This window comes from Candidatus Sulfotelmatobacter sp., from assembly GCA_035504415.1.
Classification (GTDB): Bacteria; Vulcanimicrobiota; Vulcanimicrobiia; order Vulcanimicrobiales; family Vulcanimicrobiaceae; genus Vulcanimicrobium.
The window spans coordinates 363,177-384,092 of record DATJRY010000017.1; the positions used below are offsets into that span (position 1 = coordinate 363,177).

The following is a 20,916-nucleotide window of genomic DNA, read 5'->3' on the forward strand; positions in this document are numbered from 1 at the left end:
CTTCGGCCCTTGCCGTCGAACACCCCCGGATGATCCTCGAGCGCATCGCCTCGCCGGCCGACGTCAAGCGGCTGACGCGCCCTGAGCTGGACCAGCTCGCGCGCGAGATTCGGGAGACGCTGATCCGGGTCTGCGCGGCCAACGGGGGCCACTTGGCCCCGAACCTCGGGGTCGTCGAGCTGACCATCGCGCTGCACCGCATCCTCGACCTGCCGCGCGACGTCGTCGTCTGGGACGTCAGCCATCAGAGCTACGTCCACAAGCTGCTGACCGGCCGTGCGTCGCGTTTCGACACGCTGCGCCAGGGCGGCGGCATCAGCGGTTTCACCATGCGCAGCGAGTCCGAGTACGACCACTTCGGCGCCGGCCACGCCTCGACCGCGATCTCGGCGGCGCTCGGCATGGCGACCGCGCGCGATCTGGCCGGCGGCCGCGAGACCGTCGTCGCCGTCATCGGCGACGGCGCGATGACCGGCGGACTGGCCTACGAGGCCATCAACAACGCCGGGCTGCTGAAGAGCAACTTCATCGTCGTGCTCAACGACAACGAGATGTCGATCGCCCCCAACGTCGGCTCGATCGCCTCGTACCTGGGCGTGCTGCGCTCCAAGCCGCTCTTCACGCGCGGCCGCGAGTTCGTCAAGGGCGTGCTCGACCACGTCCCCCTCGGCGAGACCGCGCGCAAGGCGCTCTCGACCGCCGAGATGGCCGGGATGCGCTTCGTCTCCGCGGAGCACAAGGCGCCGGTCATCTTCGAGGAGATGGGCTTCCGGTACATCGGCCCGATCGACGGTCACGACGTCGACACGCTGCTCGACGTGCTCTCCAACGCGCGGCGCATCCCGGGTCCGGTGCTGCTGCACGTCAAGACCGTCAAGGGCAAGGGCTTCGGCATCGCCGAGGACGACAGCCGCACGTTCCACGGCGTCGGGCCCGGCGTCTACCATCCCGACGAAGGAAAGCTGGAGAAGAAGAGCGCCCGGCCGACGTTCGCGCAGGCCTTCGCCGACGCGCTGATCGCCGCGGCCGAGCGCGATCAGCGGGTGGTCGGCATCACCGCGGCGATGCCGGACGGCACGGGCCTGGCGAAGTTCGCCAAGCGGTTCCCCGACCGGTACTTCGACGTCGGGATCGCCGAGGCGCACGCCGTCTGCTTCGCCGCCGGCGCCTCGACCCGCGGGCTACGACCGGTCGCCGCGATCTACTCGACGTTCTTGCAGCGCGCCTACGACCAAGTCGTGCACGACGTCGCGATCCAAGGGCTGCCGGTCGTCTTCGCGATGGACCGCGCCGGCTTCGTCGGCGACGACGGCCCGACGCACATGGGCCTCTACGACGTCGCCTATCTGCGCACGCTGCCGGGCATCACGATCATGGCGCCGCGCAACGAGGCCGAGGTCGCGCCGATGCTCGACCTCGCGCTGACGCTCGACGGACCGGCCGCGCTGCGCTATCCGCGCGGCACCACCAGCGGGAAGCACGACGAGCCGCTCGCACCGCTGGTGCTCGGGCGCGCCGAGGTGCTGCGCGCCGGCAGCGAGGTCGCCATCCTCGCGCTCGGCAACACGGTCGACGTCGCGCTCGACGCGTACGCGCTGCTCGAGGCGGACGGCGTCGAGCCGACCGTCGTGAACGCGCGCTTCGTCGCGCCGCTCGACGAGACGCTGCTGCTGGAGCTGGCCGAGACGCACTCGCGCTTCATCACGCTCGAGGAGCACAGCCTCGCGGGCGGTTTCGGCTCGGCGGTGACGGAGTTCCTCAACGACCGCGGGATCGCGGTCGGCGTCGAGCGGATCGGCGTTCCGAACGTGCTCATCCAGCACAACAAGGTCGAGCTGCAGCGCGCCGCCGTCGGCCTCTCCGCCGAGAACGTCGCCGCGCGCGTGCGGGCCCTCGCTCCGAGTCGAACCTGAGCCGAACGCGAGGCGAACGGGCGAGCCGCCTTGGCGGCCCGCCCTTTCGGGCAAGAGGGGTTTAGCCGGGCCGAGGCCAAACCCCGGCGGTTCTTCTCACCCAGGAGTCCCCTATCGTGCTGCCCGCCCTGCTCGCCGCCGCGACGACCGCGCTCACGCCGGCCACCACCGCTGCCGGTCACGCCGTCGCCCACGCCGCCAAGACGGCTGGAGGCGCCGCCGCCAAGACCGTTCCGCTCACGCTGCCGCCGGGCCTCACGTTCGATACGACGCCGCACTCGCCGATCGCGACGCACGCGCCCTGGCTGACGCACGGTTTGGCCGGGCTCTTCATCATCCTGGGGGTGCTGCTGGTGACGCTGCTCGCGCTCCAGACCACCAAGCAAGAAGGGCTCAGCGGTACGCTGGGCGGCCGCGTCGAGTCCTCGACGCGGCGGCTGGGTCTGGATCAGCAGATCGCGCGCGTCACGCAGTTCGTCGCCGTCTCGTTCGTCGTCGTGGCCACGATCGTTTCACTGACCGGGATCTAGCTCTTGGCGCTGCTCGAGGTCCACGACCTCAAGACGATCTTCAAGACGGACGACGGCGACGTCGCCGCCGTCAACGGGCTCTCGTTCTCGGTCGAGCCCGGCTCGACGCTCGGGATCGTCGGCGAGTCCGGCTCGGGCAAATCGGTCACCTCGCTCTCGATCATGCGCCTGTTGGCGTCCAACGGCCGGGTCGAGCACGGTCGCGTGCTCTTCAAGGGCGAGGACCTGTTGAAGAAGAGCGAGGCCGAGATGCGACGCATCCGCGGCCGCGACATCGCGATGATCTTCCAGGACCCGATGACCTCGCTCAACCCGGTCCTGACGGTCGGCGAGCAGATCGCCGAAGCGACGCGGCTGCATTTGGGCCTTTCGAAGAAAGACGCCGTCGACAAGGCGATCGACATGCTGCGGCTGGTGCGCATCCCGGCCGCCGAGAAGCGCGTGCGCGACTACCCGCACCAGTTCTCGGGCGGGATGCGGCAGCGCGTCATGATCGCGATGGCGCTCTCGTGCGACCCGGCGGTCCTGATCGCCGACGAGCCGACGACCGCGCTCGACGTGACCATTCAAGCCCAGATCATCGAGCTGATGAACGAGATGCAGGAGCGGTTGGGCTCGGCCATCATCCTGATCACCCACGACCTGGGCGTCGTCGCCGAGACCTGCGAGAACGTGCTGGTCATGTACGGCGGCAACATGGTCGAGTACGGCAGCGCCCAGCAGATCTTCGATGCGCCCAAGATGCCCTACACGGTCGGCCTGCTGGAGTCGCTGCCGCGCTTGGATCAGGCCGGCGACCGGCTCGTTCCGATCGAAGGCCAGCCGCCGAACCTGCTGCGCATGCCGCCGGGCTGCGCGTTCGCGCCGCGCTGTCCGCAGCGGATGCCGATCTGCGACGAGCCGGTGCCGTTGTTCGACTTCGGCGCCGGGCACGTCGCGCGGTGCTTCCTGTACGATCCGCGCGCCGAGGGACAACCGAAGATCGCCCAGCCCGGGATCGTGCCGTGAGCGCCGCGATCGAGCCCGCGGCCGGCGCCGCCGTCGACGATCTGGTCGTCGTCCGCGACCTCAAGAAGTACTTCCCCATCACCGCCGGGCTGCTGCAGCGCCACGTCGCCGACGTCAAAGCGGTCGACGGCATCGACTTCGAGATCCGGCGCGGGGAGACGCTGGGTCTGGTCGGCGAGTCCGGTTCGGGCAAGACGACGGCCGGCCGGGTCATCCTCGGTCTCGCCCCCGCGACCTCGGGCAGCGTGACCTTCGCCGGGCGCGAGCTGATCGGGCTCTCGCGCAACGAGCTGCGTCCCTTGCGCAAGGAGATGCAGATCATCTTCCAAGACCCGTATGCGTCGCTCAACCCGCGCATGACGGTCGGCGCGATCGTTCGCGAGCCGCTCGAGATCCACGGGATCGCGCACGGCAAGGCGGCCGATGCGCGGGTCCAAGAGCTCTTGCGGCTGGTCGGGCTCCAGCCGTACCACGCCAACCGCTATCCGCACGAGTTCTCCGGCGGGCAGCGTCAGCGCATCGGGATCGCGCGCGCGCTGGCGGTCGATCCGAAGTTCATCGTGGCCGACGAGCCGGTCTCGGCGCTCGACGTCTCGATCCAGGCACAGGTCATCAACCTGCTCCAAGACCTGCAGCAGCAGCTGGGGCTGACCTACCTGTTCATCGCGCACGACCTCTCGGTCGTCCGCCACATCTCGAACCGGGTCGCGGTGATGTACGTCGGCAAGATCGTCGAGCTGGCCGATCGCGACCGTCTCTACACCAACCCGCTGCACCCCTACACGCAGGCGCTGCTCTCGGCGATCCCGATCCCGGATCCGGCCGTCGAGCGGCGCCGCAAGCGGATCATCCTGACCGGCGACATCCCCTCGCCGGTGAATCCGCCCTCGGGTTGCCGCTTCCACACCCGCTGCCCGGTTGCGTTCGACCGCTGCTCGGTCCAGGTGCCGGCGTTCATCGAATACGAGCCCGGACATCGCGCCGCGTGCCATTGGGTCGAAGAGCACGGCGGCAAAGCGCCGGACTTGAGCGCCGGGCCGGCGGTCATCAGCGGCTAGCGCCGGCGAGGCGAAAAAAGAAACGAGGGGAGCGCGAGCTCCCCTCGTCCGTTTTGGTCAGGCCTTCTTCTTGCGAGAAGCCTTCTTGCGGGTCGTCTTCTTCCGGGTGGTCTTCTTGCGACCGCCGGTCTTCTTGGCGGCCTTCTTGCGTCCGGCGGTCTTCTTCCGACCACCGGCCTTCTTCCGGCCACCCGTCTTCTTCGCGGTCTTCTTACGTCCCGCCGTCTTCTTGCGGCCGCCGGTCTTCTTACGCGCCGTCGACTTCTTGGCGGCCTTCTTACGCCCGCCGGTCTTCTTGCGCGCCGTCGTGGACTTCTTGGCGGCCTTCTTGCGACCGCCGGTCTTTTTCCGGGCGGTGGCTTTCTTGCGGGTACCGGCTTTTTTCCGGCTGCTCTTCCGGCGTCGCGGCGCTGCCGCAGCCGGCGCCGCATCCGGCATGCCGGTGTCCATGTCCGTCATTCAACCTCCTCGTCCGCGCGGACGGAGTGTCGTATCGGTACTGCGCCGACGCGTCGGCGCATTTGATCGCAGAATACACGCATTTCGCGTTTCGTGCAACTCTTGGGCCGCGGCGGCGGTTCTACGCGCGCCCGCGAAAGCGTTGGAGACGCTTGACGTCCGGGTTTATACTGTGGCCCGAAGCTCGTTCCTGACCGAGCCGCACCCACGGGAGACCGCAGTGGCGAAGCCCCTGATCATCGTCGAGTCGCCGACCAAAGCGAAAACCATCAAGAAATTCTTGCCTGCGCGCTTCGTCGTGAAGGCGTCGGTGGGCCATGTCCGGGACCTCCCGAAGTCGACGCTCGGGGTCGACGTCGAGAACGAGTTTCTGCCGCGCTACCTGACCATCAAAGGGAAGGGCGACATCATCAAGGAGCTCAAGGCGGCGGCCAAAACGGCGACCGACGTCTACCTGGCGACCGACCCCGATCGCGAGGGCGAGGCGATCGCGTGGCATCTCGCCGAGCTCCTCAAGCTCGAGAATCCCAAGCGCATCGAGCTCCACGAGATCACCAAGGACGCGGCACTGGCGGCGTTGCGCGACCCGCATCCGATCGACATGCCGCGGGTCAACGCGCAGCAGGCGCGCCGCATCCTGGACCGGCTGGTGGGCTACAAGATCTCGCCGCTGCTGTGGGCCAAGGTGCGCGGCGGCCTGTCGGCCGGGCGCGTGCAGTCGGTCGCCGTGCGGTTGATCGTCGACCGCGAGCGCGAGATTCGGGCCTTCGTCCCCCGCGAGTACTGGACCATCACGGCGCAGCTGGCGTCGGAGGGATCGCCGATCGTCTTCGCTGCCGACCTGTATCAGGTCGACGGGAAGAAGGCCGAGATTTCCACCGGCGAGCAGGCGCAGGCGATCGTCGACGCCGTCACCGGCGCCCCGTTCCGCGTCGCGTCGGTCAAGACGCGCGAGACGCGCCGCAACCCGGCGGCTCCGTTCACGACCTCGACCCTGCAACAGGAAGCCTCGCGCAAGCTGAAGTTCCGCGTGCGCAAGACGATGCAGATCGCCCAGGCTCTGTACGAAGGCGTCGATCTGGGCGGGTCCGAGGGGACGCAGGGCCTCATCACCTATATGCGCACCGACTCGACCCGCATCGCGGACTCGGCGCGCGAGGCCGCGCGGGAATACGTCGTCGGTCGCTTCGGTGAGGCCTATCACAGCGGCGGCCGGCAGTTCAAGGTCAAGGAAGGCGCGCAGGACGCCCACGAGGCGATCCGCCCGACCGCGGCGATGCGCACGCCCGACTCGTTGGCCGGCATCCTCAAGCGCGACGAGATGCGCCTGTACCAGTTGATCTGGGAGCGCTTTATCGCCTCGCAGATGGCGCCGGCGGTCTACGACCAGACGACGGTCGACATCGCGGCGACCGCGCGCTATACGTTCCGGGCCACCGGCAGCGTGCTCAAGTTCGCCGGCTACACCGCCGTCTATGAGGAAGGCGTCGACGACGCGCCGGCCGATCCGGCGCAAAACGGCAAGGGCGCGAAGCGTCCGCTGCTGCCGGCGCTGGCCGAGAACGAACAGCTCGAGACGAAGGCGATCGAGCCCAAGCAGCACTTCACCGAGCCGCCGCCGCGCTTCACCGAAGCCTCGCTGGTTCGCGCGCTCGAGGAGAACGGCATCGGCCGTCCCTCGACGTACAGCGCGATCGTCGAGACGATTCAGGCGCGCGGCTACGTCGAGCAGATCGAGCGCCGCTTCCAGCCGACCGAGATCGGTGAGGCGGTCAACGACCTGCTGGTCGAGCACTTCAAGGAGATCGTCGACCTGACGTTCACCGCCTCGATGGAGTCACAGCTCGACGCGCTGGCCGAGCAGGGCGGCGATTGGGGCGAGACCGCCAAGCTGCTGGGCGAGTTCTACGGCGGGTTCTCCAAAGAGCTCGAGGAGGCGGAGCGCAAGCTCCCCAAGGTCGAGCAGCGCGACGAGCCGACGGACGAAGTCTGCCCGAACTGCGGCAAGCCGATGGTCATCAAGACCGGACGCTTCGGCCGGTTCATGTCCTGCACGGGCTATCCCGAGTGCAAGACGACGAAGCCGATCCTCAAGGACAGCGGCGCGATCTGCCCCAAGTGCGGCGGCATGATCGCCGAGCGGCGCTCGCGCAAGGGCCGCACGTTCTACGGCTGCGCCAACTATCCGAAGTGCGACTTCGTGTCGTGGGACAAGGTCGCCAAGGAGCGCTGCGCGGTGTGCGGCGATTACGTGACCGAGAAGACCCGCCGCGGTGGTCAGGTGATCTACACCTGCCACACGGACAAGGCGCACGCGACCGGCCTGGGCACCGCCGAGGACGCCGACGAGGCCGAGCTGGAGACGGTCTAGTGGCCTACGCGCCCGACGTCGTCGTGATCGGGGGCGGTCTGGCGGGAAGCGAGGCCGCGTGGCAAGCCGCGCGCCAGGGCGCACGGGTCGTCCTCTACGAGATGCGCCCGCACAAGTTCGGGCCGGCGCATCATACCGGCGCGCTGGCCGAGCTGGTCTGCTCGAACTCGCTGCGCGGCGCGGCGCTCGAGAACGCCGTGGGCTTGCTGAAAGAAGAGCTGGCGCGGCTGGGGTCGCTGATCGTCACCGCGGCGCGCGAGGCGGCCGTCCCGGCCGGCGGCGCGCTGGCGGTCGATCGCGAGCGGTTCGGCGCGCTGGTCGAAGCGCGGCTGCGCGAGCTCCCCAACGTCGAGATCCGGCGCGAAGAAGTCACCGCGATCCCGGCCGCCGGCACGGTGATCGTCGCCTGCGGCCCGCTGCCCTCCGAGCCGCTCGCCGCGGCGATCGACGCGCTGGTCGGTGGGCGTCTGCACTACTACGACGCGGCTGCGCCGATCGTCGCGCTCGATTCGCTCGACCTCACCCCGATGTACCGCAAGTCGCGCTACGACAAGGGCGACGGCGACGACTACCTCAACATTCCGCTCGACCGCGAGACGTATCTGCAGTTCGTCGCCGACTTGCGCGCGCTGCCGCGCCATCAGCCCAAGGGCTTCGAGCTCGACGCGGCCACCGGCGACGTGCCGTATTTCGAGGGCTGTCTGCCGATCGAGGAGCTGGCCGAGCGCGGCGAGGACACGCTGCGCTACGGGCCGCTCAAGCCGGTCGGCTTGCGCGATCCGCGCACCGGCGTCGCACCGTACGCGGTCGTCCAACTGCGCAAGGAGAATGCCGCGGGCACCGCGCTCAACCTGGTCGGCTTCCAGACGCGGTTGACGTGGCCGGCGCAGAAAGAGGCCTTCGGCAAGTTGCCGGGACTCGCCAACGCCGAGTGGCTGCGGCTGGGCGTCATGCACCGCAACACGTTCCTGGACGCACCGCGCCTGCTCACCCCCGAGCTGCGGCTGCGCGCCGAACCGCGCGTGTTCTTCGCCGGCCAGATCACCGGCGCCGAGGGCTACGTCGAGGCGGCCGCGTGCGGCACCATCGCGGGACTCGCCGCGGCCCGCGAGCGGCTGGGGCTGACGGCGGTACCGGTTCCCGCCGACACCGCGCTCGGCGCGGTCGTCGCGCACCTGCAGAACACGCAGACCAACGACTTCCAGCCCGCAAATGTGACCTGGACCTTCTTTTCGCCTCTCGAGACCACCATTCGCGACAAACGTCTGCGAAGGGTCAAGATGGCGGAGCGCGCGCTGGCTCATATCGACGCGTTCGCGGCCGCGCTGGCCCCGCGCGCGCTCACCAACGCGTAGCGTTTTGTAAAGGGACGCTCAAGTCGTCCCTTGTCCCGGCCGATACGCCAAGCAAGAGTCACGGGGACGTGACGGACCTGGGTGTTCGGTCCTGTAAGGGTGTAAAGCGGGATGTGGTTCAAGAAATCGGTTGCTGCGCGATTGTACGCGCAGGCCGCGGTGGCGGCGCTCGCGCTGCTGGCCGTGGTCGGAGTCGCCGTCGGCGAGATGCGCGCGATGGGCGATCGGGTCGCGGCGATCAGCGCCGCGCACGACTTCGATCAGACCGTGGCCGACTTGCGCCTCGCGCTGACGTTCAAGGTCAGCTTGGTGCGCGTGCTCGGCTACCGCGGCGAGACGCCGATCTGGGTCACCGCGTACACCAACGTCACGCAGCAGATCGCCGACGATACGGATAAGCTCACCACGCAAGCGGTCGCGATCCCCGGCATGCCGGCCGCGGTCGCCGCGGTGCGCCCCGAGATCGTCAAGAGCGATCAGCAGATCGACGCGCTGCGCACGATGGCGCGCGCTCGCGCGCCGGGACTCGTTCCCGCGCTGGTCAAGATGAAGGTCGCGCTGGTGATGTCGCGGCTGCAGAAGCTGACCGACGCGTCGGCCCAAGCTGCCGCCGACGCGCGCACGGAGTTCAGCGCCGCGCAGCGCGGTGCGTTGGTGGGGATGAGCGCGGTGGGCGCCGTCGCCATCATCGTCTTGTTGGCGATCGCACTGGGCACGGCGCGCAGCCTGACTCGGCGCCTGCAGCGGGTCAGCGCCGGGATGCGCGAGATCGCGACCACCGCGTACGCGGCGCTCGGCGCCGCGTACGACGGTCTGGCCGCCGGCGATCTGCGGCCGCGCGAGTTTCCGCGGCTCGAGCCGCTGGCGCGCGGCGGCGGCGACGAGATCGCCGCGCTGGTCGACAGCTACAACCTGCTGGCCGAGGAGTCGCACGCCAACGCCGAGCGGTTCACGGCCACCACCACGCGCTTGCGCGATACGATCGCCGCGATCGCGCACTCCTCGCAGCAGCTCTCCGCCGTCGGCGAGCAGATCGGGATGGCGGCACGAACCTCGAGCGAAGCGGTCGCATTCGTGGCGCAGGGCAGCGACGGGGTCGCGACCGCCTCGCGCGAGCAGGCCACCGGCGTCGCCGAGATCGACAACGCGGCACGCGAGCTGGCGGTGACTGCGCAGCAGATCGGCAACGGCGCGGCCGAGCAAGCCGAGGCGGTGCGCGCCGCCGGCAGCGAGGTCGCGCTGCTCGACGAACAGATCGCGCGGCTGGCGTCGACGGCGACGGAGTTCCTCGACGCGGCGACGCGCGTCGAGCGCGAGACGAACAACGCCAGCCAGGTCGTCACCCGGACGGCCGAGGCGATGGCCCGTTCGTCCGATCAGGCCCGCGCGACCGAACAGGCGATGGCGACGCTGGCGCAGCGCTCGGCGGCGGTCGCCGACGTCCTCTCCGCGATCGACGAGATCGCCGATCAGACGAACCTGCTCGCGCTCAACGCCGCGATCGAAGCGGCGCGGGCCGGCGAGCACGGCCGCGGCTTCGCGGTCGTCTCCGACGAGGTCCGCAAGCTCGCCGAGCGCGCCGCCCAGTCGACGCGCGAGAGCGGCACGATCCTGCAAGAGATCCGCGCCGAGACGGCGCGCGTCGCCGAGGCGATGCGCAGCGCCGCCTCGACGATGAACGAGGGCCGCAGTCTGGCCGAGGACGCCTCGCGGACGCTCTCGGGCGTCGGCGACGCGGTCGGGCGGACGCGCGAGCTGGCCGAGTCGCTCTCGGCCGACGGGACGCGCATGCAGCACGTCAGCCGCGAGCTGAGCGCACACGTGGGCAACGTCTCGGGGATCGTCGAGGAGAACGCGACGGCGGCGCGCGAGCTGGCGATGACGACCGGCTCGGTGGCGCAGACGGTCGGCACGCTGGCGTCGGCCGCCGAGCAGCAGTCCTCGGCCGCCAAGTCGCTCTCGACCTCGTCGGTCGAAGTGACGGCGCAGATGGACCAGCTGACCGCGGCGACGGAGACGATTCGCGCCGAGGCCACCTCGCTGGCGCGCATCGTCGGTACCTTCCGCGTCGGGGACGCGGAGGCGGCCCCGGAACCGCGCCGGCGCCTCCACGGCCCCTACCGCGGCCCCACCGAGCGCTTAGTCCTCACGCCCTGATCGTCCGCTGAAAGCCTTCACCGTCGGCCTGCCGACGGTGAGGAGCTTCGCCGAAAGGCGAAGCCTGCAACCCGTGCGGAGCGCGGGGAGTAGTGAGCCGGGATGCGGATTCGATCGACGACGATCTGCGCCGTCCGCCGCGACGGCAAGATCGCCATGGCGGGCGACGGTCAGGTGACCGTCGACAAGACCGTCATGAAGCACAGCGCGCGCAAGGTGCGCGCGATCGCCGGCGGCAAGGTGCTGGCCGGTTTCGCCGGCAGCGCCGCGGACGGCATCACCTTGCTCGAGAAGTTCGAAGGCAAGATGAGCGCCTACAAAGACAACGTCGTGCGCGCCGCCGTCGAGTTGGCCAAAGACTGGCGCCAGGACCGCGCGCTGCGCCGGCTGGAAGCGCTGCTGATCGTCGGCACGCCCGAGCACCTGTTCGTCCTCTCCGGCACCGGCGACGTGATCGAGCCCGACGAAGGCGTGGCCGCGATCGGCAGCGGCGGCCCCTACGCGCAAGCCGCCGCGATGGCGCTGCTGGGCTACTCACAGCTCGACGCCGCCGCCATCGCGCGCGAAGCGCTGCGCATTGCCGGCCGCATCGACATCTACACGAACGACGACGTGGAGGTGCTGAGCATATGAGCAGCGGCGCGCCGGTCCTCACCATCGCCGACACCCTCACGCCGCGGGAGATCGTCGCGGCGCTCGACCGCTACATCGTCGGCCAAGCCGACGCGAAGCGGGCGGTCGCGGTCGCGATGCGCAACCGCTATCGCCGCGAGCGGCTCCCCGAGCACGTCCGCAAAGAGGTCGTGCCGAAGAACATCCTGATGATCGGGCCGACCGGCGTCGGCAAGACCGAGATCGCGCGCCGGTTGGCGCTGCTCGCCGGTGCGCCGTTCATCAAGGTCGAGGCGACCAAGTACACCGAGGTCGGCTACGTCGGGCGCGACGTCGAGTCGATGGTGCGCGACCTGGCCGAGGCGGCGGTGCGGATGGTCTCCGACGAGCGCCACGCCGACGTCGCGCCGGCCGCCGACGACGCCGCGATCGAGCGCGTCGTCGACGTCCTGCACCCCGAGACCCGTGCGCCGCAGGCCCAAGCACCCAATCCGCTCGGCTCCCTCGGCTCGATCTTCGGCAACGCCTTCCAACAAGCACCGCAGCAGGCCGCGGCCAACGCGCGCCAACTGCCCGACGACGAAGCGGCGCGCGTGCGCGCCGCCGCGCGGGCCGACGTCGAGCGCGGTTTCTACGATGTGCGCTTGATCGAGATCGAGGTCGAAGAAGCGCCGCAGCTGCCGATCGGGATGCTGGGCGGCAACGACATGAGCGGTCAAGGCGGCGGCGACATGGGCGAGATGCTCGGCGGCCTCTTGCCCAAGAAGCGGGTGAAGAAGAAGGTCACCGTCGCCGACGCGCGCCGCATCTTCGCGCAACAAGAGGCGGACAAGCTGATCGACATGGACGCGGTCAAGCGCGAGGCGCTGCGGCGCGCGGGCGAACACGGGATCGTGTTCATCGACGAGATCGACAAGGTCGCCGGCCGCGAGGGCTCGCGCGGACCCGACGTCTCGCGCGAAGGCGTGCAGCGCGACATCCTGCCGATCGTCGAGGGCAGCACCGTGCAGACCAAGCACGGCCCGCTCTCGACCGACCACGTGCTGTTCATCGCCGCCGGCGCGTTCCACGTCTCCAAGCCGTCGGACCTGATCCCCGAGCTGCAAGGCCGCTTCCCGGTCCGGGTCGAGCTCGAGTCGCTGACGGCCAAGGACTTCGAGACGATCCTGACCCAGCCGGAGAACGCGCTGATCGGCCAGTACAAGGCGCTGCTCGGCGCCGACGGCGTCGCGCTCGACGTCACCGCCGACGCGATCACCGAGATCGCCGAGATCGCCACCCGCGTCAACGAGCAGACCGAGAACATCGGCGCCCGGCGCCTGCACACGGTCCTCGAGCGCGTCCTCGACGACGTCGCCTTCCGCGCCCCCGAAGAGGGCGGCACCATCGTCATCGACGCCGCGTACGTCCGCACGCGCTTGGCCGACGTCGCCGGCAACTCGGATCTGTCGAGCTACATCTTGTAGCGAGCGTCGCTGCCGCGCGCGCTAGCGCATCGCGTGCAGCGACGTTTCGAGCAGAACGCTCGCGCCCAGGGCGTTGGAGAGGGCGTGCAGGACGATCGGCACGGTCAGGTTGCCGGTCGCGGCGTAGGCGAAGGCGTTGACCAAACCGACGGCGGCGAGCCAGGCGAACAGGACCGGATCGCCGTGCAGCGCGCCGAAGATCGCCGCGCTGAGCAGCGCGCCGGCGAACACGCCGAGCTTCGACGCCAGCGCGCCGAACAGCAGCCCGCGGAACACGACCTCCTCGACGAACGGGCCCAGCAGCACCAAGGAGAACAGGCTCAGCGCGACGTTGACGTCGGTCACCAGCACGTCGTGCGTGACGATGCTGTAGTGCTCGAAGCCCGCCTGGACGTGGTTCGTCTGCCGCGTGAAGACCAATTGCATCGCCAGCAGGACGCGCGTGAGCAGCAGCGCGGCGACGCCGATCGCGATCACCACCATCGCCTGGCGGTTGGGCACGCGCAGCGTCCCCGGCCGCAGCTTCTGCAGACGGTGCCACGCGAACGCGCCGGCGCAGCCGTAGAAGATCAGCTCGGTCGCCGTGAGCAGCGGGTGGCCGGCCTCGGCCGACGGCATTCGGCCGATCGCCAAGACCACCGCGACCATCACCACGAGCACGCCCAGCAACGATGCGACGACACCGATCGCGCTGGCGAGCAGTGCGGCGACGATGCCGGATACGAACGGCACGGCGATGCGCTCCCGCCCATCCGTTCGGGGGCGGCGAGCCGTGGTCGCCGCCGGCGCCACGAGGAAGGCGTCAGAGGGAGCGCGCATCGGTACCATCATCGTACCCGCGGATACCTTACGGGTCGCTTACGAAGGGGGCGTGCGCCATCTCACACGACAAGCAAGCATCAATCTCTCGTAAACTCGTCCTTCGGCGACTGGCCGCGATTCCGGTCGCGGCGTTCGCCGTAGGCGCCACCTTGTCGGCCGCTCAGGCTGCTGACAACAAGAAGCAATTCCACTATCAGGACAAGCCGGGTCCGGGCGGCAAGAAGTGCGCCGGCTGCCGGTTCTTCCGGGCGCCGCACGGCTGCTCGATCGTCACCGGGACGATCAGCCCCAACGGCTGGTGCATCGCCTGGGCGAAGCGGTAACCCAAGCGTAGGACAGGCGGCGGGAGGGGGCTACCGGCCCCCTTCAACCGTTTCCGCCCCGGACCGGTTATACTGGGGGCACCCACCATGGCGTACATCCGCGAGATCATCACCGAAGGACACCCGACCCTGCGCAAGGTCGCGAAGAAGGTCGAGCCGGCCGAGATCGCCGACCCGATGTTCCAGCAGCTGCTGGACGACATGTGGGAGACGATGTACGAGGCGCCCGGCATCGGCTTAGCCGCGCCGCAGATCGGCGTCTCCAAGCGGATCTTCGTCGTCGACATGCAGGACGAGCGTCACCCGGAGTGGCGCAAGCTGGTGGCAATCAATCCGAAGTTCACCCGGCGCGAGGGCGAGCACACCGCGCTCGAAGGCTGCCTCTCGGTGCCCGGCATGGTCGGCGACGTGCAGCGCTTCGCCGAGGTCACCATGACCGCGCTCGACCGGAACGGCAAGAAGTTCACGCTCGACGCGACCGACTATTTCGCGGTCTGCCTGCAGCACGAGAACGATCACCTCGACGGCATCCTGTACGTCGACAAGGCGACCAACATCCGGCCGGCGGTGACCGACGACGAGCTGGCCGCCGCCGAAGGCGCCGGCAACGAGGCCGGCGCGCGGCGCCGGGCCGACGAACCCGAACCGGTCGCGAGCTGAAGCTCGTCGTCTTCGGGACGAGCGCGTTCGCCGTCCCGACGCTCGACGCGGTAGCCGACCGGCACGACGTGCTGGCCGTCGTCACCCAGCCCGACCGCCCCGCCGGCCGCGGACACGCACTCACGCCGACGCCGGTCAAAGCGGCGGCGCTGGCGCGCGGCCTGGACGTGCGCACGCCGACCAAGCTGCGGCCCTTCGCCGACGAGCTGCGACCGCTGCGCCCCGATGCGTTCGTCGTCGTCTCGTACGGCCGGATCGTCCCGCAGAACGTGCTCGACCTCGTCCCGGTCGCGCTCAACGTTCACCCCTCGTTGCTGCCGCTCTACCGCGGCGCCACACCGCTGCAGGCCGCCATCCGCGACGGCCGCGACCGAACCGGCGTGACGATCATCGCCATGGACGCGGGTATGGACACCGGTGACGTGCTGCTGCAAGAGCCGACGCCGCTGGGTCCGGACGAGACGTACGGCGAGCTGCACGACCGGCTGGCGCTGCGCGGCGCGCGCTTGGCGGCCGACGCGCTCGCGCTGCTGGCGGTGAACGCGCTCGAGCGCCGCACGCAGGCCGAGGTCGCCCACGCGCACGGGATCGGCATCGAAGAGATCGCCGCCACCGCGACCCGCCCGCTGACGAAAGAAGACCTGATGGTGGATTGGACGCACCCGCCGCGGCGGATCGTCGACCTGGTGCGCTCGCTGGCGCCGCAGCCCGCGGCGCGCGCGCTGATCGACGGCGAGACCGTCAAGCTGCTGGCGGCGCGCGTGGCCCGTCCCGACGAACCGGAGGGCGCGCCGACGAACGACGAGGGCACCGTCCACCGCGGCGTCGTGCTGCTGCGCGTCGTGCCGCCGAACCGCGCGCCGATGACGGGCGCCGCCTGGCGCCGCTCGGCGGTACGCCGGTGAGCGCGGTCGCCACCAGCGCGCGCGAAGTCGCGCTGCAGGTCGTGCGCGACGTCTTCGGCCAGCAGCCGCGCGGCGCACGCGAAGCGCTCGACTATCGCTTGCGGCGCAGCGAGCTGGCGCCGCGCGATCGCGCGTTCGCCACCGAGCTGGCCTACGGCACGATCAAGATGCGGCGCTGGCTCGACTTCGAGCTGCAGCCGTTCATCGGCGAGCGCATGACCACGATGCCGCCGACCATCGTCGAGATCTTGCGGTTGGGCGCGTACCAGCTGCGCGCGATGCACGGCGTCGAGGCGTATGCCGCCGTCTCCGAGAGCGTCGGATTGGCGCGCAAGTACGGCCACAAGGGCACCGCGGGCTTGGTCAACGCGGTGCTGCGGCGCGTCTCGACCGAGCCGCCGCGCGAGAGCGATCTGGCGACGCGCGCGTCGCTGCCCACCTGGGTGGTCGAGCATTGGCGCGAGCGGTTCGGCGCCGACCGGCTCAACGCGATCGTCGCCGGCGTCAACGCGCCCGCGCCGGTCGGACTGTGCGTCGACCTGCGGCACGTGAGCGCCGACCAGGCGCGCGCGGCCCTGCTCGAAGCGGGGATGGTCGCGCAGCCCAGCGCGTTCGCCTCCGACGAGCTGGTGCTCGACGCGTCCTCGCCCAGCGGCGAGCTCGAGTCGCTCGCGCAGCATCGCTGGCACCTGCACGCGGAAGCGGCGGCGATGCCGGTCGATCTGCTCGACCCGCGGCCCGGCATGCGCGTCGTCGAGCTGTGCTGCGGCCGCGGCAACAAGACGCTGCAGATCGCCTCGCGCATGCGCGATGACGGAACCCTGCTGGCCGTCGACGACGACGCGCGCAAAGTCGAGCGCACCGCCAAGCGGCTCGAGGCCGCCGGCGCGGCGTCGGTCGCGCTCGTCACCGCCGACGCGAGCACCATGCGCGCCGGCGCGGACGCCGACGCCGTGCTGCTCGACGCGCCGTGCTCGGGGCTGGGCATCCTCGGCCGTCAAGCCGAAGCGCGCTGGCGCAAACGGCCCGACGATCCGGAGCGCATGGCGGCCGTGCAGCGGCCGCTGCTGGCCGCCGCGGCCGGCTGCGTGCGCCCGGGGGGCGCGCTCGTCTACGCGGTCTGCTCGACCGACCGGCGCGAGGCGGAAGACGTCGTCGACGCGTTCCTCGCCGAGCGGCCGGACTTCGCCCGCGACGCCTTGCCGGCGCGCTACGCGCCGCTGGCGACGCCCGCCGGCGACGTGCTGGTGCCGCCCGGCATCGACGGCAGGGACGGCTTCTACGTGGCGCGCATGCTGCGCCGGGGATGAACGTCTTCGCGCGGATCGAGAACGTCTGCGCGCGCGTCGTCGAAGACGCCTTCGCGCGCGTGTTTCCGAGCGCGCTCGATCCGGCGCAGATCGGCCGCCGCCTCGTCGCCACCGCGCAGAGCGTGCACGGCGACCTCTACCTCGTGCGCGTGCACCCGACCGACTACGCGCGGCTGGCCGCCGACCGCGACTTCCTCGAAGGCCGTTGGGGCGCGATGCTGCGCGAGGTGCTGCCCGATCAGACGCCGCGCGTCGTGCTCGACGAGGACGCCGCCGTCGTCGCCGGCTCGCTCGCGATCGAGCCCGTTTCCGACGAACGGGGCCCGGTGCTGGCGCTCCTGCGCGGCGACGGCAGCCGGGTGACGCTGGGCGACGGGATGACGCTCGGCCGCGGTGAGGACTGCGGCCTGGTGCTGCGCGACCCGCGCGTGTCGCGACGGCATGCCAAAATCGTGGCCGACGGCGCGGGTTGGGCGATCGAGGACTTGCGCTCGTCGAACGGGACCTGGATCGAAGGGACGCGGGTCGCGCGCGCGCGGCTCGTCGACGGGCAAACGGTGACCCTGGGCGACACGCTGCTGCGCGTGGTAGACGTGTCGTAATGGATCCGCGGCTGGCCACGCTGGGACTCTCGGGCGCGTACGTCGCTTTCGTCGCCCTGGTGCGCGACCGTCGCGGGCCGGCGCCGGCGCCGGCGCTCGAGGCCGCGATCCCGACCGGGATCGAGCTGACCGTCGCGCACGCCGGGACGATCAAGACGTACCGCTTCGGCCGGCGCATCCTGGTCGGGCGGTCTCCCAGCGCCGACCTGTGCCTCGCCGATCCGCGCGTGAGCCGATTGCACGCCCGGATCGAGATGCGCGATGATGGCGTTTACGGGGAAGATTTAGGGAGCCGCAACGGAACGTTCGTCAACGGCGTGGCGATGACCGAGCCTCGCCGGCTGGAGGTCGACGACGAGCTGACCGTCGGTCCGGCAGCCTTGGTCTTCCGAGGAGTGGGAGCATGGAGATAGCGGTCGGGTCTCGACCGGGCGCCCCGCAGCGAGGCGAAGACGAAGCCTACGTGGCGGAGATCGTCGCCCCGGGGATCGTGCTGCTGGCCGTCGCCCACGGCTTCGGACGCATCCGCGAGAAGCCGGTCCCGACCGTCGCCGCCCACGCCGTCCGCGACAGCGTGCGCCGCCGCGTGCGCAGCGAGCGCCGCGATCCGCGCGCCGCGCTGGCCGCCGCGTTCGCCGCCGCCAACGCGCGCGTCTACGCGCACTCGGGCAGCACCGAGGACGTCGTCGCCTCGGGAACCTCGCTGACCGCCGCGCTGATCCTGGGCGACCACGCCTTCGTCGGCCACGTCGGTGCGACGCGCGCCTACTTCGGCCGCGCCGGCAGCCTGACCGCGCTGACCACCGACGACGCGCTGGGCGAAGGTCCGTGGCGCGTCCTCACCCGCACCTTGGGCACGCAGCCGACCCTCGAACCCTCGCTCGCGCACTTGCGGCTGGCGCCCGGTGACGCACTGGTCCTCTCCAGCGGCGCGTTGCACGGACTGCTCGGCGAGCACGAGATCGCCGATGCGCTCTCGGCGTGCAGCTCTTCCGAAGACGCCACCGCGCGGCTGTTGGCGATCGCCGGGATTCGCGGCGACGGCGCCGGCACGGTCATCGTCGGCCGCGCGTTCGACGAGGTCGCGCCCGAACCGCGCACGCGCGCGCCCGAGCGGCGCGAAGCGACGATCGCGCTTTCCGCGCTGTTGGCCGCCACCGTGATCGCACTGGTGGTTCTGCACCTGTTGTTCAGCGCCACGTGAGGCCGGCGCTCGTACGCCTGCGGGCGTGCGCGCCGATGCTCGTCGCGCTGCTGCTGGCCGCCGCGACCCTGCGGCTGGCGCCGCCCAGCGCGCTGCTGCCGGTGTGGCTGCCGTTCGCGCTGGGCGCGCTGGCGCTGGCGTGGCCGGCACTGCGTCCCGCAAGCGTCGTGCGCGACGACACGCTGCCCGCGCTGGCGATCGTGCTCTCGGCGATCGGCCTGGCGACGGTGGCGCGCGTGGCGCCCGACCTCGCCCAGCGACAAATCGTGTGGCTGGCGTTCTCGCTCTTGCTGGCGGTCGCGCTCGGTCCGGCCTTCGAACGCTTTCGCGTGCTCTCGGCCTACAAGTACATCTGGATCTTGGGCGCGATCGTGCTGTTCTTCGCGTTGGCGCTGTTCGGTCAAGAGGTCAACGGTGCGCGGCTGTGGATCAGGCTCGGGCCGGTGCAGTTCGAGCCGGTCGAGGTCATCAAGCTGCTGGTCGTGCTGTTCATGGCCTCGTATCTGGCCGAGACCGCCGACGTCATCGCGCACACGCGGCCGTGGTCGCTGCGCGCCAACGCGAAGTATCTCGGCCCGCTGTTCGTCGGCTGGGGCGTCTCGATGGCGATCCTGGTCTTCGAGCGCGACCTCGGCATGGCCACGCTGTTGCTGGCCACCTTCGTCGCGATGCTCTACGTCGCGACGCGGCGCATCGACTTGGTCGTCGGCGCGACCGGCATCTTCGCCTTCGCGGCGTGGCTGGCCGCGACGCACTACCGCTACGTCGAGACGCGCATCGCGGTGTGGCGCGATCCGTTCCACGATCCGCTGGGCGCCGGCTATCAGGCGGTGCAGTCGCTGTTCTCGCTGGCGGCGGGCGGCCTGTTCGGCACCGGCTACGGCCTAGGCCATCCCGACTACATCCCCAGCGTCTCGACCGACTACATCTACGCCGCGTTCGGCGAGGAGTGGGGAGCGATCGGCTCGATCGCGCTGCTGTGCGTGTTCCTCGCGGTCGTGCTGCGTGCGCTGCGGATCGCGACGCGCCAGCCCGACCTGTACGCGAAGCTGCTCGCGACCGGTCTGGCGGCCGTGTTCGGCTTTCAGATCCTGATCATCGTCGGCGGCGTGCTGCGGCTGTTCCCGCTGACCGGCATCACGCTGCCGTTCATCTCGTACGGCGGCAGCTCGCTGGTGACGAACTACCTGTTGGTCGCGCTCGTCTGGGCGATCTCGAGCGAACGCGCCGCGCCGGCGCGGTGAGCCGGACCGCGACCGTCTTCTGGTCGCTGCTGCTGGGCGGCTCCGTCGTCGCGATCGGAGCCGGGTTCGTGAGCGGCCAGCACGTCGGCGAGCACGCGCTGCCGCCGCCGCCCCGGCACGGGAACGAACCGCTGCCGGCGCCGATCGAGCCGCGCACGACGGTGCGCCTGCTCCACGGCGCGGGTTCGTTCGATCCCGGCGACGCCGATCCGGACCCGTACGGGGACGCCGACGCGGCCGTCGCCGCCCGGCCCGAGGGCTGGCGCGCCCCGGCGGACGGAGGCGTCCCGCGGGTCGCGGTGGTGGTGGTCGGCGGCGAGCGCGACGCGTCGGCGCTCGACGCCCTGCTGGCCGAGCCGGTGCCGTTGACGGTGGTCGTTTCGCCCAGCGACGCGCACGACGCGCTGCGGGCGGTGCGCGAGGCCGGGAAGACGGCGCTGGTTGCCTGCCAGAGCGTCGACCTGGCGACGCTGGTCAGCCTGCGGCGGGCCGGCGCGGCCGGCATCGCCTGCTCGACCGGCGATGCGTCCCGCGCTCGCGCCCTCGTGGTCGCGGACCGTGGGGGCATGGTGTTCGACGATCGCGACCACGACGACGCGCTCTATCGCGCCGCCCGCGCCGCGCACGTGCCGGCCGTCAGCCGGGACGTGGTCGTCGACGCTCGCGAGGAACGCGCCTACGTCGACTTTCTCTTCGACCAGGCGTTGGCGATCGCGCGCCGGACCGGGGCCGCGACCGCCGTCGTCCACGCCCGCCCGAGCTCGATTCCGGCACTGCAGCGCTTCGAGCGGCACGCCCAGCGCGCCGGCGTCGATCTGGTCGACCTGCGCTCGCTCGCCCCGTGAGCGGGCGCGCGGCGGTGCGCCGCCGAACCCGGGGCTGGGGGCGCTCAATCCGAGACGCCGCCACGCCGATAT

The 20,916-nt window shown here is 70.8% G+C and carries 20 protein-coding genes; 18 read left to right on the forward strand and 2 right to left on the reverse strand.

Annotated elements, in window-relative coordinates:
• Positions 1–29: 29 nt before the first annotated feature.
• From dxs to VMD91_15480, 4 genes are all read left to right on the forward strand, one after another.
• Complete coding sequence (dxs, locus tag VMD91_15465) at positions 30–1,913, forward strand: 1-deoxy-D-xylulose-5-phosphate synthase (GenBank protein HTW85467.1); 1,884 nt, start codon at positions 30–32, stop codon at positions 1,911–1,913.
• Between the two features lie 116 nt (positions 1,914–2,029).
• Entirely contained in the window at positions 2,030–2,443 is a 414-nt protein-coding gene (locus VMD91_15470; protein HTW85468.1) for a hypothetical protein, read from the forward strand.
• A 3-nt stretch (positions 2,444–2,446) separates the two neighbouring features.
• A complete protein-coding gene (locus VMD91_15475) occupies positions 2,447–3,451 on the forward strand; it encodes an ABC transporter ATP-binding protein (GenBank protein ID HTW85469.1) in 1,005 nt (334 codons plus the stop codon).
• Positions 3,448–4,509, forward strand: coding sequence for a dipeptide ABC transporter ATP-binding protein (locus tag VMD91_15480; protein HTW85470.1), 1,062 nt, complete (start codon positions 3,448–3,450; stop codon positions 4,507–4,509). Before VMD91_15475 ends, VMD91_15480 begins: the two co-directional genes overlap by 4 nt.
• A 57-nt stretch (positions 4,510–4,566) precedes the next feature.
• Here VMD91_15480 and VMD91_15485 read toward each other — a convergent pair whose 3' ends face one another.
• The gene (locus VMD91_15485; GenBank protein ID HTW85471.1) at positions 4,567–4,968 is read right to left on the reverse strand and encodes a hypothetical protein; all 402 of its coding nucleotides are present in this window, start codon (positions 4,966–4,968) and stop codon (positions 4,567–4,569) included.
• A 220-nt stretch (positions 4,969–5,188) separates the two neighbouring features.
• Between VMD91_15485 and topA the strand changes: the two genes are divergently transcribed.
• The 5 genes from topA (at position 5,189) to hslU (ending at position 12,929) form a co-directional block, all read left to right on the forward strand.
• Positions 5,189–7,339, forward strand: a complete 2,151-nt coding sequence (gene topA / locus VMD91_15490) for a type I DNA topoisomerase (GenBank protein HTW85472.1) — start codon at positions 5,189–5,191, stop codon at positions 7,337–7,339.
• Positions 7,339–8,694 (forward strand): methylenetetrahydrofolate--tRNA-(uracil(54)-C(5))-methyltransferase (FADH(2)-oxidizing) TrmFO, encoded by a 1,356-nt coding sequence (trmFO, locus tag VMD91_15495; protein HTW85473.1) that lies wholly within the window; start codon positions 7,339–7,341, stop codon positions 8,692–8,694. The genes topA and trmFO overlap by 1 nt, the downstream gene beginning before the upstream one ends.
• Before the next feature lie 111 nt (positions 8,695–8,805).
• Positions 8,806–10,851 (forward strand): methyl-accepting chemotaxis protein, encoded by a 2,046-nt coding sequence (locus VMD91_15500; protein ID HTW85474.1) that lies wholly within the window; start codon positions 8,806–8,808, stop codon positions 10,849–10,851.
• A 102-nt stretch (positions 10,852–10,953) separates the two neighbouring features.
• A complete protein-coding gene (hslV, locus tag VMD91_15505) occupies positions 10,954–11,484 on the forward strand; it encodes an ATP-dependent protease subunit HslV (GenBank protein ID HTW85475.1) in 531 nt (176 codons plus the stop codon).
• Positions 11,481–12,929, forward strand: coding sequence for an ATP-dependent protease ATPase subunit HslU (hslU, locus tag VMD91_15510; GenBank protein HTW85476.1), 1,449 nt, complete (start codon positions 11,481–11,483; stop codon positions 12,927–12,929). Before hslV ends, hslU begins: the two co-directional genes overlap by 4 nt.
• Before the next feature lie 21 nt (positions 12,930–12,950).
• On the opposite strand, the gene VMD91_15515 is transcribed toward hslU, so the two are convergent.
• Positions 12,951–13,661 carry a CPBP family intramembrane glutamic endopeptidase gene (locus tag VMD91_15515; protein HTW85477.1) on the reverse strand — a complete coding sequence of 237 codons (711 nt, stop codon included), beginning with the start codon at positions 13,659–13,661 and terminating at the stop codon, positions 12,951–12,953.
• 239 nt (positions 13,662–13,900) lie between these two features.
• On the opposite strand from VMD91_15515, the gene VMD91_15520 reads away from it, so the two are divergent.
• The 9 genes from VMD91_15520 (at position 13,901) to VMD91_15560 (ending at position 20,844) form a co-directional block, all read left to right on the forward strand.
• On the forward strand, positions 13,901–14,074 hold the full coding sequence (locus tag VMD91_15520) for a high-potential iron-sulfur protein (GenBank protein HTW85478.1): 174 nt from the start codon (positions 13,901–13,903) through the stop codon (positions 14,072–14,074).
• Between the two features lie 87 nt (positions 14,075–14,161).
• The gene (def, locus tag VMD91_15525) at positions 14,162–14,734 is read left to right on the forward strand and encodes a peptide deformylase (GenBank protein HTW85479.1); all 573 of its coding nucleotides are present in this window, start codon (positions 14,162–14,164) and stop codon (positions 14,732–14,734) included.
• Positions 14,731–15,639, forward strand: a complete 909-nt coding sequence (locus VMD91_15530) for a methionyl-tRNA formyltransferase (GenBank protein ID HTW85480.1) — start codon at positions 14,731–14,733, stop codon at positions 15,637–15,639. The genes def and VMD91_15530 overlap by 4 nt, the downstream gene beginning before the upstream one ends.
• A complete protein-coding gene (locus VMD91_15535) occupies positions 15,636–16,949 on the forward strand; it encodes a transcription antitermination factor NusB (GenBank protein ID HTW85481.1) in 1,314 nt (437 codons plus the stop codon). The genes VMD91_15530 and VMD91_15535 overlap by 4 nt, the downstream gene beginning before the upstream one ends.
• A complete protein-coding gene (locus VMD91_15540) occupies positions 16,946–17,551 on the forward strand; it encodes an FhaA domain-containing protein (protein ID HTW85482.1) in 606 nt (201 codons plus the stop codon). Before VMD91_15535 ends, VMD91_15540 begins: the two co-directional genes overlap by 4 nt.
• On the forward strand, positions 17,551–17,964 hold the full coding sequence (locus tag VMD91_15545; protein ID HTW85483.1) for an FHA domain-containing protein: 414 nt from the start codon (positions 17,551–17,553) through the stop codon (positions 17,962–17,964). The genes VMD91_15540 and VMD91_15545 overlap by 1 nt, the downstream gene beginning before the upstream one ends.
• Entirely contained in the window at positions 17,955–18,755 is an 801-nt protein-coding gene (locus VMD91_15550; GenBank protein ID HTW85484.1) for a protein phosphatase 2C domain-containing protein, read from the forward strand. Before VMD91_15545 ends, VMD91_15550 begins: the two co-directional genes overlap by 10 nt.
• Positions 18,752–19,999, forward strand: coding sequence for an FtsW/RodA/SpoVE family cell cycle protein (locus VMD91_15555; GenBank protein HTW85485.1), 1,248 nt, complete (start codon positions 18,752–18,754; stop codon positions 19,997–19,999). The genes VMD91_15550 and VMD91_15555 overlap by 4 nt, the downstream gene beginning before the upstream one ends.
• Positions 19,996–20,844, forward strand: coding sequence for a divergent polysaccharide deacetylase family protein (locus VMD91_15560; GenBank protein ID HTW85486.1), 849 nt, complete (start codon positions 19,996–19,998; stop codon positions 20,842–20,844). Before VMD91_15555 ends, VMD91_15560 begins: the two co-directional genes overlap by 4 nt.
• Positions 20,845–20,916 lie beyond the last annotated feature (72 nt).